Here is a 13384-nt window from a genome sequence, read left to right on the forward strand (position 1 = left end):
CATCCTTTGCGGTTGCTTACAGGTTTTTGTAGAGCCATTTAGGCATGTAGTACTTGCGTCGGTTGAACACGCTGCCGACCACTTTCGCCCCGGCCTGGGTCAACCGCTGGACCGCCGCCTGGGCAACTTCCCAGCGAGTGTCTTCGGCGCGTACCACGAACACCACGCCGTCGACCTGGGTGCTGATGACCAGCGTGTCGGCCGCCGAATACACCGCGTCGCCGTCGATCACCACAAAGCGGTACTGGCTGCCCAGTTGATCGAGCAACGGGCTCAGACGCTCGGCGGTCAGGTGTTCCAGGGTGCGGATCGGCCGGCCGTTGGGCAGCACATGGAATGGCAGGCTCGACACCTGCACCACGCAGTCCTGCAACAGCGGCGGGTTGTCCGGGTTGAACAGCAGGTCGCGCAGGCCGCGCTCCTTGCTCAGGTTCAGTTGCTGGGTCAGGTTGCTCGCCGACTGGCTGGCGTCGACGTACAGCACCTGGCCGCTGCTCATCTGCGCCAGTTGACTGGCCATGGCCAGGGCGCTGGTGGTGGTGCCGGCGCCGGGGTTGGCGGCGGTCAGAAACAGGATCCGCAGATCCAGGTCCAGCACGGTCGAGGTCAGGTTCGACTCGCTGGGGCTGGCAATGCTCAGGCTTTTGTTGGTTGAACCGTCCATTAGCTTGCTCCGTGGCCGCTGAATACTTTGAAGGGGGTTTTCAACAGAATCTTCAGATCAAGCAGTAGGCTCTGCTCGGCGATATAGCTGAGGTCCAACTCAACGCGCTGGTCGAAGTCGATATTGCTGCGTCCGGAGATCTGCCACAGGCCGGTCATGCCGGGGTAGATCGCCAGACGCGCGAGGTGACTGTCCTTGTAGCGGTAGGTGTTGAACGAGGTCGGACGAGGGCCGACCAGGCGCATGTCGCCGGTCACTACATTGATGAGGTTGGGAAGCTCGTCGAGGCTGGTGCGCCGCAGGAAGCCGCCGATCCCGGTGATGCGCGGGTCCTGGTCGATCTTGAAGTCGATGGCGTCGGCACCGTGCTTGTTCAGGTGGCGCAACGACTCCTTGAGCTCTTCGGCGTTGGCGACCATGGTCCGGAACTTGTACATGCCGAACTTGCGGCCGCGATAGCCGGTGCGTTTCTGCACGAACATTACCGGGCCTTTGCTGGTGAACTTGATGGCCAGCGCCAGACCGATCAGCAGCGGCGAAATCATCAGCAGAATCATCAGGGCGCCGAGACAGGCGACCACCCGATTGGTGCGCGACAGTTGCCACGGCCGGCCACCTTCTCGACCGGTCATCCAGCCCTGGCCCTGGCGGTGGATTGCCGCGTCGAGGCGCATTCGCTGTTCCGGATCCATGCGTTTGTCACGCACCAGTTGTTGGATCGGTATACCTTTCTCAAGTCCAGTCATGGAGTCCTCCGCTGATGTTCAGCCGCGAACGGCGCGTGGGCGATAGGCAGTGGGGTAGTAATCGCGGAACCAGGCGACAAACCGCCCCAGTCCCTCATCCAGCTCTATCCGGGGCTGAAACCCGGTGGCCTGGGCCAGGTCGCTGGCCTCGGCGCAGGTATTGAGTACGTCGCCCGGTTGCAGCGGCAGCAGATCGACCACGGCTTTCTGGCCGAGGTGTTTTTCCAGCAGGGCGAGGTAGGTTTTCAGCGCCACCGGGTGCTGGCCGCCGATGTTGAACAAGCGCCACGGCGCCATGCTGCTGGCCGGGTCGGGTTGTTCGCGGTTCCACTCGGGATTGGCCCGGGGTGCCCGCTCGATCAGGCGTGCGATGCTTTCGATGATGTCGTCGATGTAGGTGAAATCGCGCTGATGCTCGCCGTAGTTGAACAGCTTCAGCGGCGAGCCTTCGCTGATGGCCTTGGCGAACTGGATCGGCGACATGTCCGGCCGGCCCCACGGCCCGTAGACCGTGAAAAAGCGCAGCCCGGTGCAAGCGATGCCGAACAGATGGCTGTAGCTGTGGGCCATCAATTCATTGGCTTTCTTGGTCGCGGCGTACAGCGACAGCGGGTGATTGACGCCGTCCTGCACCGAATACGGTGTGCGCTGGTTGGCGCCGTACACCGAACTGGACGAGGCGTAGATAAGGTGCTCGACCGGGTACTGGCGGCAGCATTCCAGGATGTTGAGGAAACCATCGAGGTTGCTGTGCAGATAGGCCCGTGGATTTTCCAGCGAATAGCGCACCCCGGCCTGCGCCGCGAGGTGCACCACCACTTGTGGTCGTTCACTGCTGAACAGTGCTTGCAGCGCCGACGCGTCGGCCAGATCAATCGTGGCAAGCTGGAAATCTCCAATTTGCTTGCGCACCCAGTCCACCCGATCGTGCTTGAGCTGGGGATCGTAGTAGCCGTTGAAATTGTCCAGGCCGATCACCTGATGCCCGTCGCGCACCAGCCGCAGCACGCAATGAGCACCAATGAACCCGGCCGCACCGGTGACGAGGATTTTCATGGCCGCAACCCGTCAGGCGCGATGTGGCGCAGACCGATGCCGCTGTAGTGCAGGCCGGCGGCCGCCACTTGTTCCGGGTTGTAGAGGTTGCGTCCGTCGATGATGACTTTGGAACGCAGCTTGCTGGCCAGCAGCTCGAAATCCACCACGCGGAAATTCTTCCATTCGGTGCAGATCACCAGTGCGTCGGCATCCTCGAGGGTGTCGTCGCGGGTGGCGCACAGGTGCAGGTCATTGCGGTAACCGTAAATGCGCCGGCACTCGGACATCGCTTCCGGATCGTAGGCCTGCACGCTGGCGCCTTCGGCCCACAGCGCCTCCATCAGATAACGGCTCGGGGCTTCGCGCATGTCATCGGTGTTCGGCTTGAACGCCAGGCCCCAGATCGCGATGGACTTGCCGGCCAGGCCTTGAGGGAATTGCACCCTGAGTTTGCTGAACAGAATGTGCCGTTGCGCGTCATTGACGTCGGTGACGCTGCGCAGCAGTTTCAATGGCATGCCGTTGTGTTCGGCGGTGTGCAGCAGGGCGCGCAGGTCCTTGGGAAAGCACGAGCCACCGAAGCCGCAGCCCGGGTAGATGAAGTGATAGCCGATGCGCGGGTCGGAGCCGATGCCCTTGCGCACCGCTTCGATGTCGGCGCCGAGCAGTTCGGTGAGGTTGGCCAGTTCGTTCATGAAGCTGATGCGGGTGGCGAGCATCGCGTTGGCCGCGTACTTGGTCAGCTCGGCGCTGCGGTTGTCCATGAACATCAGTTTTTCGTGGTTGCGGCAGAACGGCGCGTACAGCTCGCTCATCTGCTCGCGGGCCAGGTCGTCGCGAGTGCCGACGATGATCCGGTCCGGCCGCATGCAGTCGGCGAGGGCGCTGCCTTCTTTGAGAAATTCCGGGTTGGACACCACCCGCACTGCCAGAGCGCTTTTGCCGCGCCGTTGCAGTTCTTCTTCGGCGGTGTGCAGCACCTGATCGGCCGTGCCGACCGGCACCGTGGATTTGATGATCAACGTGCGATCGTCTTCCATGAAGCTTGCGATCTGCCGCGCCACGTTGAGCACATGGCTGAGGTCGGCGGAGCCGTCTTCGTCGGCCGGCGTACCCACGGCGATGAAGATCAGTTCGGCGTGTTCCACCGCATCGCTGGCCTGGGTGCTGAACAATAAACGCCCGGCCTTGATGTTTTCTTCCAAAGTTGCCGAAAGACCCGGTTCGCTAATAGGCGGTACCGCCTGTTGCAGTTGTTTAATCTTGTTCGGGTCAATATCGACGCACAATACGCGATGTCCGACATCGGCAAGTGCGGCTGCTTGTATCAGGCCAACATAGCCCGTACCAAATACGCTCACGTCCATATTGGCGTGCCTCGTAAGACGGTGATGGAAGATTGAAAATGGAACTGTCAAAAGGGGTATAGCGCAGCGTGGGAAAAGCGTGTCAGCAAAATGACATGTTGCAAGGGTATAACACCCCCATTTTTGGGGGCGAAAGGCCATCAAGTGCTTGCTGTAGCTGGATTTGTCCCGTTCTTGACGTGTTCGAAGAAAACGATAAACGGTCGTAGGCCACGTATTACAAGGGTTTTAACGACTTGGGTGTGTCAGATTTGAGTCAACGTTTTTTTGACGCTTTTTGATTATGTCCGACATTTCTTGCGCTTTAATGGCCCGGTGCTAGTGTCAGATTTTGACCGACAAACCCTTGACAACCTCTCGTCGGACGCACTCCGGAATTGCCATGTTTCGATATCTGAAAGAACTGCTTTTAATTATTTATCTATTGCTTTATTCCGAATATTACCTTGACCGTTTAAATGCGATGGGTATTGGTTTGGCAGTACTTCTTTTTGGCGCGATGTTTTTGACGCTGACTTTCGCATTATTACTGACAGCCTATATACGTCAGACTTTCATTCGGCATTTGTTCGCATTAACCCTGTTTGTTTCGGCGGTGTTCTTCGATGTTTACACGAGGGTCACCGCCGATTACCTGACCTACAGCAGTTTTGTCTCACTGGTGTACTCCGGCGGCTTCATCCAGGAAGCGGCGTATCAGTACCGGGGGGCGATCATCCACGGTCTGCTCAACGGGTTGTTGCTGTTGCTCGGGATCGGTCTCAAGCCCCGGCACACGATCCCGGTACCCAACGCCTTGCGGATCGCTGCGCCGTTGTGCGGTGTGTTGCTGCTCAGCGCCGTACTGTTCGTGCGCGCCGGGGAGGGCGCGCGCGGGTTGCCGATCATGTACACGCCGCTGGCCTATCTGAACCTGTTCGGCTACGAAGCGCTGCACAACACCGTCGGTCCGCGTGAGCCGGTGACCCTGGCGCGCAATGGCCCGGCGGTCGGTCACGATATCGTGCTGATCATCGACGAAAGCATTTCCGGCAATTACCTGGACATCAACGCGCCGTTCGGCGTGCACAGCAACCTCAAGCAGGCCCGTCCCGGCGTCGAGATCTTCAACTACGGCTACGCGGCGTCCATCGCCAATTGCAGCGCCGACACCAACATCACCCTGCGCTACGGTGGCACCCGCGCCGACTACATGCGGATCAACAGCACGCTGCCGTCGATCTGGCAGTACGCGAAAAAGGCCGGCCTGCGCACGGTCTACATCGACGCTCAGCGCACCGGCGGCAACCTGCAGAACCTGATGAACGATGCCGAGAAAAAGGACATCGACGAATTCGTGCAATTCGACCAGATCAGCGTGCGCGACCGCGACATGGCTGCCGCCGCCAAGCTGATCGAACTGCTCAACGACGGTAAACCGCAGCTGGTGCTGATCAACAAGGTCGGCGCGCATTTCCCGGTACACGACAAATACCCGGACGCTTTCATGGCCTACCGCCCGACCTTGCCCCGCGGGCAGTTCACGGAAGTCGCCGACACCGGTGAACGCACCGGCTTCAACGGCCAGCCGGATGACTGGGTGCTGTATCGCAATGCCTACAAAAACACGGTGCTGTGGAATGTCGGCGAGTTTTTTTCGCGGGTGTTTGCCCAGGCCAATCTGAACAACGCGCTGCTGATCTACACCTCGGATCACGGCCAGGATTTGCACGAACGCGGCAATCCCGGGCTCAACACCCACTGCGGCGGCGACCCGGTGGAGGAAGAAGGGCTGGTGCCGCTGGTAGTGATTCAGGGCGATCAGTTGCAGACACTCGACTGGTCGGCGCAACTGGCGGCGAACAAGGATCGCTCCAGTCACTACAACATCTTCCCGACCCTGTTGCAGTTGATGGGCTACGACCTGCCGGGAATCGAAGCGGTATACGGCAAACCGCTGAGCGTGGCGACGGCGGATGAATTCACCTTCAACTACCGCTTCAACGCGCGGCTGGGGGCCAAACCCGAGTGGAAGCACATCGACCTGAACAGCATCGTCACGCCGGGTGAAGCGCCGACGAGTGTGGCGGTGGGTCAGTAACGCGTCGGTATCCGCTATCCTTGGCCGACACGGATCGATCGGATGGCGGCATGCTCCAGGTTCAAAACGTCTTCAAAAGCTACCTCACCCCGCAAGGCCCGTTGCCGGTGCTGCAAGGCATCGACCTGACGCTCAGGCCCGGCAGCAGTCTGGCACTGATGGGCGAGTCGGGCAGCGGCAAGAGCACGCTGCTGCACCTGATCGCCGGGCTCGACAAGGTCGACAGCGGCAGCATCAGTAGCGGCGAACATCGGCTGGACCGGATGAACGAGGCGCAACTGGCCAACTGGCGGCGCACCGAAATCGGTCTGGTGTTCCAGCAGTACAACCTGATCGGCAGCCTGCGGATCGAGGACAACCTGGCGTTTCAGGCGCGGCTGGCCGGGCGGCATGATCCGCGCTGGCAGCAGCATCTGGTGCAGCGCCTGGGGCTGGGCGAATTGCTCAAACGCTATCCCGAACAACTCTCCGGCGGCCAGCAACAGCGGGTCGCGCTTGGCCGAGCGCTGGCGGCGCAACCGAAATTGCTGCTGGCCGACGAGCCCACCGGCAGCCTCGACGAAGCCACCAGCGACGAAGTCCTGCGACTGTTGCTGGAATTGCTCGACGACACACCCACCACCTTGCTGATGGTCACCCACAGTCAGCGCGTGGCAGCGCGGCTGGCGGAGCGCGTGGTGCTGTCCAGCGGTCGTTTGACGTGAAGGTTTTTCGTCACGCGATGATGGCGCTGCTCAGTCACTGGCGGCGCCATCCGGTGCAGTTTTTCAGCGTGCTGACCGGGTTGTGGCTGGCCACCAGTCTGTTGACCGGGGTCGAAGCGCTCAACAGTCAGGCGCGGGACAGTTATGCCCGGGCCAGCCAGTTGATTGGCGGCGAACCCCAGGCCAGCCTCAGTACGCCAAACGGCGCGACGTTTCCGCAGCAATGGTTCGTCGATCTGCGGCGTCTGGGCTGGCCGGTGTCGCCGGTTCTGCAAGGGCGCCTGATTCTTAAAAATCACGAAAACCAGCGCCTGCAATTGATGGGCATCGAGCCGGTGTCTTTACCCGGTGACAGCGCGGTGGCCGGGCAGGCGATGCCGATTGAACGCGTCGTCGAATTCTTCACCCCGCCGGGTAGCACCTGGATTTCTCCCGAAACCTTGCGGGCGCTGAACCTCGCCGAGGGCGCGACCCCGGCCACCGAAACCGGCCAGACGCTGCCGCCGCTGCGGGCGCAAACCGACATGGCCCCCGGCGTGCTGCTGGTGGACATTGGCGTCGCTCAGCGCGTGCTCGAACAGCCTGATCAACTGTCGCGTCTGCTGCTGCCGAAGGATTTTCACGCCGACGTCCCGACCGCGTTCAAAGGCCAGTTGCAGCTCAAGAGCAGTGGCGAGGAAAACAACCTTGCGCGATTGACCGAAAGCTTCCACCTCAACCTCGATGCCCTCGGGTTTCTCTCGTTCATTGTCGGTTTGTTCATCGTCCACGCGGCCATCGGTCTGGCGCTGGAACAACGTCGGGGATTGCTGCGCACCTTGAGAGCCTGCGGAGTCAGCGCGCGAATGCTGATCGCTTGCCTGATCGTTGAGCTCGGCGCGTTGGCGTTGATCGGCGGGCTGTTCGGCGTGGTCAGCGGTTACTGGCTGGCGAGCGTGCTGTTGCCGGATGTCGCCGCCAGCCTGCGCGGTCTGTACGGCGCGGAAGTGGCGGGGCAGTTGCGTCTGAGTCCGTGGTGGTGGTTCAGCGGCATCGGCTTGAGTCTGCTCGGCGCGCTGCTGGCCGGGGCCAATAGCCTGCTGCGGGCGGCGCGTCTGCCGTTGTTGGCGGTGGCGGATCCGCAGGCCTGGCATCAGCAACATGCGCGCTGGTTGCGGCGTCAGGGTTGGGTGGCCGGCGTATGTGCAGTGATTGCCTTGGCCGCGCTGGTAGGGGGCAACAGCCTGGCCAGTGGGTTTGTGTTGATGGCGGGGCTGTTGCTCGGCGCCGCGCTGGCGCTGCCGGTGTTGCTCAGTGCGTTGCTCAACGGTTTGCTCGGGCGCAGCCGCTCGGTGCTCGGGCAGTGGTTTCTCGCCGACTGCCGCCAGCAATTGCCGGCGCTGAGCCTGGCCTTGATGGCGCTGCTGCTGGCGATGGCGGCGAACATCGGCGCCGGCAGCATGACCGCCGGTTTCCGCCAGACCTTCAACGACTGGCTCGAACAACGGCTCACCGCCGAGCTTTATCTGAATCCGAGCAACCCGGCTCAGGCGCGAGAGCTGTACACCTGGCTCAAACAGCAACCGAGCGTCACCGCGATCATGCCCAACTGGCAGGTTTCGGTGTCGCTGCAAGGCTGGCCGGCGGACGTGTTCGGGATCATCGATCATCCGCACTATCGCCAGCACTGGCCGTTGCTCGAATCTCGAGGAGACGACCCGTGGGCGGCGCTGGCCAAGGACGATGCGGTGATGCTCAGCGAACAACTGGCGCGGCGCTTGAAGGTGACGCCGGGCGATCACTTGTCGATTCCCACGCCGGGCGGGTCGTGGTCGCCGCGCATCGTCGGCATTTACGCCGACTACGGCAATCCCAAGGGCCATGTGCTGGTCAACAGCAACCACCTGTTGCGCGGCTGGCCGCAGCTGACGCCAAACCGCTTCAACCTGCGCATCGACCCGTCGAACATCCCGGCGCTGCTCAGGGCCTTGCAGGCACGCTTCCAACTCGATGACAGCCGGATTGTCGATCAGGCGCGACTCAAGGGCTGGTCGGTGCAAGTCTTCGAACGCACTTTCGCCGCGACCGCCGCGCTGAATAGCCTGACGTTGGCCGTCGCCGGCGTGGCGCTGTTCATCAGCCTGCTGACCCAGAGTCAGAGCCGCCTCGGCCAGCTCGCACCGTTGTGGGCGCTGGGTGTGACGCGGCGGCAATTGATGCTGCTCAACCTCGGGCAAACGTGGCTGTTGGCGCTGCTGACGCTGGTGCTGGCCTTGCCGTTGGGCATCGGTCTGGCGTGGTGTCTGGACGCGGTGATCAACGTGCAGGCCTTTGGCTGGCGTCTGCCGCTGCGGGTGTTTCCATGGCAGTTGCTGCAACTGATGGGGCTGGCGCTGCTGGCGACCTTGCTGGCCTCGGCGTGGCCGCTGTATTCGCTGTACCGCACGCAACCGGCGGACTTGCTGAGGACGTTTGCCCATGAGGACTAGGTTTGCGCTGGTGTTTTTGGCGTTGTTGCTCGGTGGTTGCGACAACCCCACAGCGGAGCAGAAGGGTTTCGCCGGCATGGGCGCTCAGGCGCAGGCGTTTACGCCGGTGGTGCCGGGGCGGGTGTTCAGCTTCCCGGCGGATCACGGTGCCCATGACGGCTTTCGCATCGAATGGTGGTACGTGACGGCCAATCTCAAGGATGCGCAGGGCAACGATTTCGGCGTGCAGTGGACGTTATTCCGCAGCGCCCTGAACGCCTCGCCGCAGCAACCGGGCTGGGCCAACCAGACGATCTGGCTCGGGCATGCAGCGGTGACCTCGGCCAGCGTCCACCACGCCGCCGAGCGTTATGCCCGTGGCGGCGTCGGGCAGGCCGGGGTTCGTGCGGCGCCGTTCGAGGCGTGGATCGATGACTGGCGTTTCGTCAGTCAGGCGAGCGATCCGCTGGCCGACCTGCAACTCAGCGCCCGTGACAAGAACTTCAGCTACCAGCTGCGCCTGACCTCCAGCCGCCCGCTGGTGCTGCAGGGCGACAAGGGTTTCAGCCAGAAATCCGAACAGGGCCAGGCGTCGTATTACTACAGCCAGCCGTTTTTCCAGGCCAGCGGCACCCTGCAGATCGACGGTCAGACCTACACCGTCAACGGCCCGGCCTGGCTCGACCGCGAATGGAGCAGCCAGCCGCTGACCGCCAACCAGACAGGGTGGGACTGGTTCTCCCTGCATCTGGACGGTGGCGAACACGTCATGCTGTACCGCATGCGCCAGAAGGAAGGGGCGCCGTACCTGACCGGCACGTGGATTGCCGCCGATGGCCAGACCGAAACCCTGCACGCCGAGCAGATCAAGCTGACCCCGCAAGGCACTGCGAAGGTCGCCGGCCGTTCGATGCCGGTGCGTTGGTCGATCGAGATCCCGACGAGGAATCTGCAGATCACCCTCGATGCAATCAACCCCGACGCCTGGATGAACCTGCGCATTCCGTATTGGGAAGGGCCGGTGCGCCTGAGCGGCAATCGGGGCGGGCAGGGCTATCTGGAAATGACCGGGTACTGATTCCACGCACCGTGCCTGCGAAGGAATCGATTGGAACTCTGTCCAGGATGCCCCCTCTACCGAGGAACATGGCCGAGGATCCGATCCATGAGCGAGGAACTGAAATCTCCAGACCTGACGACCTGGCAGCAAATGTTTGACGATCAGACGTACTGGCAACAATCCCCGGATGCCCATTACTTCGCTCTGCAGCGCATTGCTGACGATTTGCTCGGCCAAGGTGCCATCGATCTTGAGCAGTGGCAGATTCTCAGAGCCAAGGCCGATGACCTGCACAAGGACTCGCCCGCCATGAACGTCGCGCGGGAACTCGACGACCCCGAAGCCTGAGGAGGCCCGACATGAACACTGTCCCTGATAACGAGCACCCCGACGAACCTCGTCCGCCGGGTGAAACCGAGCGCGACAACGACGCACTGCGTCCCACCGATCCCAAACAGCGACAGAGCTCCGGGAAAGGCACCGCCAGTGGCGAGTCCACCGCGCAGGACACTGCGCAACGATCGCGGAACAAACCCTGAAGGGCGTCTATGCTCAGTGGCACATCCGTCGCTGACCACGTCGGCGATGGGTGCTGCCATCCATCACAGGGAATGTATCGCTTATGAAGCTCCAAGCACTGACGCACGCCATAGCACTTGCCACCGTCCTTTCTACGGCCAGCCTTTCGGCGATGGCTGCCGATATCCCGCTGTCGGCCGTTGTCGAGGCCGACAGGGTCACCACCAAAGTACTGGCTGTTGACCCGGCCAATCATCAAGTGGTCCTGGAAGGCGCGGAAGGTCGCCAGGTGCACATTCAGCTCAGCGACAAGGCGAAAAACCTCGGAAATCTCAAGGTGGGGGATCTGGTCCAGATCGAGGTGACACGTTCGGTCGCCGCTTATCTGGACACCGACGTGGATAAAGGTCTGCCAGGCTCCACCGAGCGCACCGGTGAACTGCGCAACGCCGTGGGCAGCAGCAACCCCGGTGGCGAGGCTTTCCGCCAGGTTCAGGTCCAGTTGAAAATCACCAAAATTGATTTGGCGACAAACCAGGTGACCCTGGAAAACCCGTCGGGCCAGTCGAAAACCCTCAACGTCGAAAAGCCTGAGATTCAGGCCAAACTGAAAGATTTGAAAGTCGGGCAAAGCGTCGTGGTCACTTACACCGATGTATTAAAAGTGACCAGTCAGCATGAAAGTTGAGTATTGACTCTACAGAATGGCTGTTCTTGTACAAGTAATTGTATGAGAACAGTCATATGAAGTATTCGAGGTGGTGATGTCAGAAAGTTTGTCGGGAAATATCGACGAATATTTTCTTTAACTTTTCAGTACATAAATTTCATGTTGAAGCAGGACGACATATCCGCCAATTTCCATTAAAATCCTTCGCGTTCGCCCAGTGTCAGGGCTCTTTACCGGTGCATGGATTGCCAGGCCATTACACTGGGCGAACACCTCCTCGGAGTGGAGGCCAAAGAATTCAGATGCAAAAAGGGCGACTTTGAAGTCGCCCTTTTTTATTGTCTTACGATTTGGCGGGTCGCATACCCTGTTGTAACTGAAGGCGCTTGAGCGTTTCCTGATACATGGTGGTGCGGCGGTGCTGTTTGCCGTATCCACCGATCGCGGCCACGGTGCCGGCCTGGATGTGATCCAGGTAGCGGAAGATCGTCCGCGGCGAGAGGCATTTGATGCCGTAGCCAAGGCTGCTTAAACGATCCTGCAGCGTGTATCCCGGGACCCGGTCGTCCATCGAAAAATGCAGCCCGTGAGCCTTGATCAGCCGTGCATTCCACAAGGTGCAGAAGCTTTTCAGGTGAGTTTCCCGGTAGGGTTTTGGATCTCGGGACGGCAACCCGAAATGCTGTTTTGCCCGGCGGAAATAGTGTTTGAAATAACGCGAAGACAAACGCCAGGTGTCTCTAAGGACGCCGCGATCCAATTGTTCGACGCAACCTACCGCCGCGGTATCCAAAGATTGCATGCACTCATTCATCATCATCGAAAAGACAGTACTGTCAAAAACGAAAGTGTCGGTGTGCAGCAAAAACAGGTAATCGGTTTCAACTTTCGCAAGTGCCAGATCAAGTGCCTTGCCATGAGCAATATGCCCCGCTTCCTTGCCGGGAGAAGGGCGCTCGATCAAGTTGATCCAGTCCAGGGACCGCAAGTAAATCAGGCTTTCATCGGCGGAATCGTTGTCCACCACCCACACCGGAATTTGATGCTCCTTGACATACTGCTGGAGAAACTCCAGGCACATCCGGGTTATTTCCGGCGTCTTGTAATTGACCAATACAAGACTGAAGGCGGGCAGTTGTTTAGAGGTGGAATCGATCGCACTCATGGTCCGGGCTCACTTCAAGTTGAAGGGTTCTGCTGACGGCAATCAGCACACAGAACCGCTGCTTTGTGGCCCGGATGGTAGGGACGCAACCTTAGTTGAAGCTTAATTTCCGAGCCCCCGGGCCGGGCGACTTGTTACGGCCTGCAACACCGGCGAGGCGCTTGGCGATCAAGCGCGGTTCCACGGTAAGATGCGCCGCCCTTTCAAGCTCAAGGAAGACAACGGCCCGCGCCGTTCGCCAAGGATGAAACCACTTTCCCTCTACCACCCGGCCCTTTACTGGCTGCGCGTGTGGCAAAAAAGACTGTTCCGCCACATCGCCTGGCACTGCTCGAGCAAACGCTACGCACGGCCTGCCACGACGTCCGAGCGCTTGCCTTACCGCTATCTCAAACACACCTCAAAACTGATCCGCAAACTCGGCGACTCCGACCTCGCGCTGCAACACAACAAAGTCATCAACCTCAAACTCGCCGTCGCCGCCATCGACGGCGTCACCATCGCCCCCGGCGAATATTTCTCCTTCTGCCGCCTCGTCGGCCGCCCGACCCGCCAACGCGGCTACGTCGAAGGCATGGAACTGTCCTTCGGCCAGGCCCGCACCGGCATCGGCGGCGGCATCTGCCAACTCAGCAACCTCATCCACTGGATGGCCATTCACTCACCGCTGGTCGTCATCGAACGCGCCAACCACAGCTTCGACCCCTTCCCGGACGACGGCCGCGTCCTGCCATTCGGCTCCGGCGCGGCGATTTTCTACAACTACATCGACCTGGTACTGCACAATCCGACGGATCGCAGCTTTCAGTTGAAGTTGAAAGTGGGGGAGACGCAGTTGGAGGGGGAATTGTTGTGTGATCGGGAGCGGGCTTATCGGTATCACGTGTTTGAAGTGGGGCATCGGTTTGTGCGGGAGGGGGAGCG

General features: G+C 60.8%; 13 protein-coding genes. 8 read left to right on the plus strand and 5 right to left on the minus strand.

Annotation, left to right across the window (positions count from 1 at the left end; translation table 11 throughout):
* Window positions 1–16: 16 nt before the first annotated feature.
* From AC07Y2_RS26360 to AC07Y2_RS26375, 4 genes are read right to left on the minus strand one after another with little or no spacing between them, the layout of a single operon-like run.
* A complete protein-coding gene (locus AC07Y2_RS26360; protein ID WP_039767764.1) occupies window positions 17–664 on the minus strand; it encodes a CpsD/CapB family tyrosine-protein kinase in 648 nt (215 codons plus the stop codon).
* On the minus strand, window positions 664–1410 hold the full coding sequence (locus AC07Y2_RS26365; protein ID WP_039767766.1) for a sugar transferase: 747 nt from the start codon (window positions 1408–1410) through the stop codon (window positions 664–666). Before AC07Y2_RS26365 ends, AC07Y2_RS26360 begins: the two co-directional genes overlap by 1 nt.
* 18 nt (window positions 1411–1428) lie before the next feature.
* On the minus strand, window positions 1429–2466 hold the full coding sequence (locus AC07Y2_RS26370) for an NAD-dependent epimerase (protein ID WP_074687755.1): 1038 nt from the start codon (window positions 2464–2466) through the stop codon (window positions 1429–1431).
* Window positions 2463–3815, minus strand: coding sequence for a UDP-glucose dehydrogenase family protein (locus AC07Y2_RS26375; RefSeq protein WP_103387247.1), 1353 nt, complete (start codon window positions 3813–3815; stop codon window positions 2463–2465). The genes AC07Y2_RS26370 and AC07Y2_RS26375 overlap by 4 nt, the downstream gene beginning before the upstream one ends.
* A gap of 382 nt (window positions 3816–4197) precedes the next feature.
* On the opposite strand from AC07Y2_RS26375, the gene AC07Y2_RS26380 reads away from it, so the two are divergent.
* From AC07Y2_RS26380 to AC07Y2_RS26410, 7 genes are all read left to right on the plus strand, one after another.
* Complete coding sequence (locus AC07Y2_RS26380; RefSeq protein WP_103387248.1) at window positions 4198–5895, plus strand: sulfatase-like hydrolase/transferase; 1698 nt, start codon at window positions 4198–4200, stop codon at window positions 5893–5895.
* Between the two features lie 50 nt (window positions 5896–5945).
* Window positions 5946–6599 carry an ABC transporter ATP-binding protein gene (locus AC07Y2_RS26385; RefSeq protein WP_074687758.1) on the plus strand — a complete coding sequence of 218 codons (654 nt, stop codon included), beginning with the start codon at window positions 5946–5948 and terminating at the stop codon, window positions 6597–6599.
* A complete protein-coding gene (locus AC07Y2_RS26390) occupies window positions 6596–9067 on the plus strand; it encodes an FtsX-like permease family protein (protein WP_103387249.1) in 2472 nt (823 codons plus the stop codon). Before AC07Y2_RS26385 ends, AC07Y2_RS26390 begins: the two co-directional genes overlap by 4 nt.
* Window positions 9057–10124 carry a lipocalin-like domain-containing protein gene (locus AC07Y2_RS26395; protein ID WP_085613467.1) on the plus strand — a complete coding sequence of 356 codons (1068 nt, stop codon included), beginning with the start codon at window positions 9057–9059 and terminating at the stop codon, window positions 10122–10124. Before AC07Y2_RS26390 ends, AC07Y2_RS26395 begins: the two co-directional genes overlap by 11 nt.
* Window positions 10125–10211: 87 nt before the next feature.
* Window positions 10212–10454, plus strand: a complete 243-nt coding sequence (locus AC07Y2_RS26400) for a hypothetical protein (RefSeq protein WP_103387250.1) — start codon at window positions 10212–10214, stop codon at window positions 10452–10454.
* Window positions 10455–10465: 11 nt separating this feature from the next.
* Complete coding sequence (locus AC07Y2_RS26405; RefSeq protein ID WP_039767781.1) at window positions 10466–10645, plus strand: hypothetical protein; 180 nt, start codon at window positions 10466–10468, stop codon at window positions 10643–10645.
* Between the two features lie 83 nt (window positions 10646–10728).
* Window positions 10729–11313 carry a hypothetical protein gene (locus tag AC07Y2_RS26410; protein WP_103387251.1) on the plus strand — a complete coding sequence of 195 codons (585 nt, stop codon included), beginning with the start codon at window positions 10729–10731 and terminating at the stop codon, window positions 11311–11313.
* A gap of 325 nt (window positions 11314–11638) precedes the next feature.
* On the opposite strand, the gene AC07Y2_RS26415 is transcribed toward AC07Y2_RS26410, so the two are convergent.
* A complete protein-coding gene (locus AC07Y2_RS26415) occupies window positions 11639–12460 on the minus strand; it encodes a glycosyltransferase family 2 protein (protein WP_064595252.1) in 822 nt (273 codons plus the stop codon).
* 244 nt (window positions 12461–12704) lie between these two features.
* On the opposite strand from AC07Y2_RS26415, the gene AC07Y2_RS26420 reads away from it, so the two are divergent.
* A partial coding sequence (locus AC07Y2_RS26420) for a VanW family protein (RefSeq protein ID WP_103387252.1) occupies window positions 12705–13384 on the plus strand: 680 nt, incomplete at its 3' end.

Source organism: Pseudomonas sp. GW456-12-1-14-TSB6, assembly GCF_059424205.1.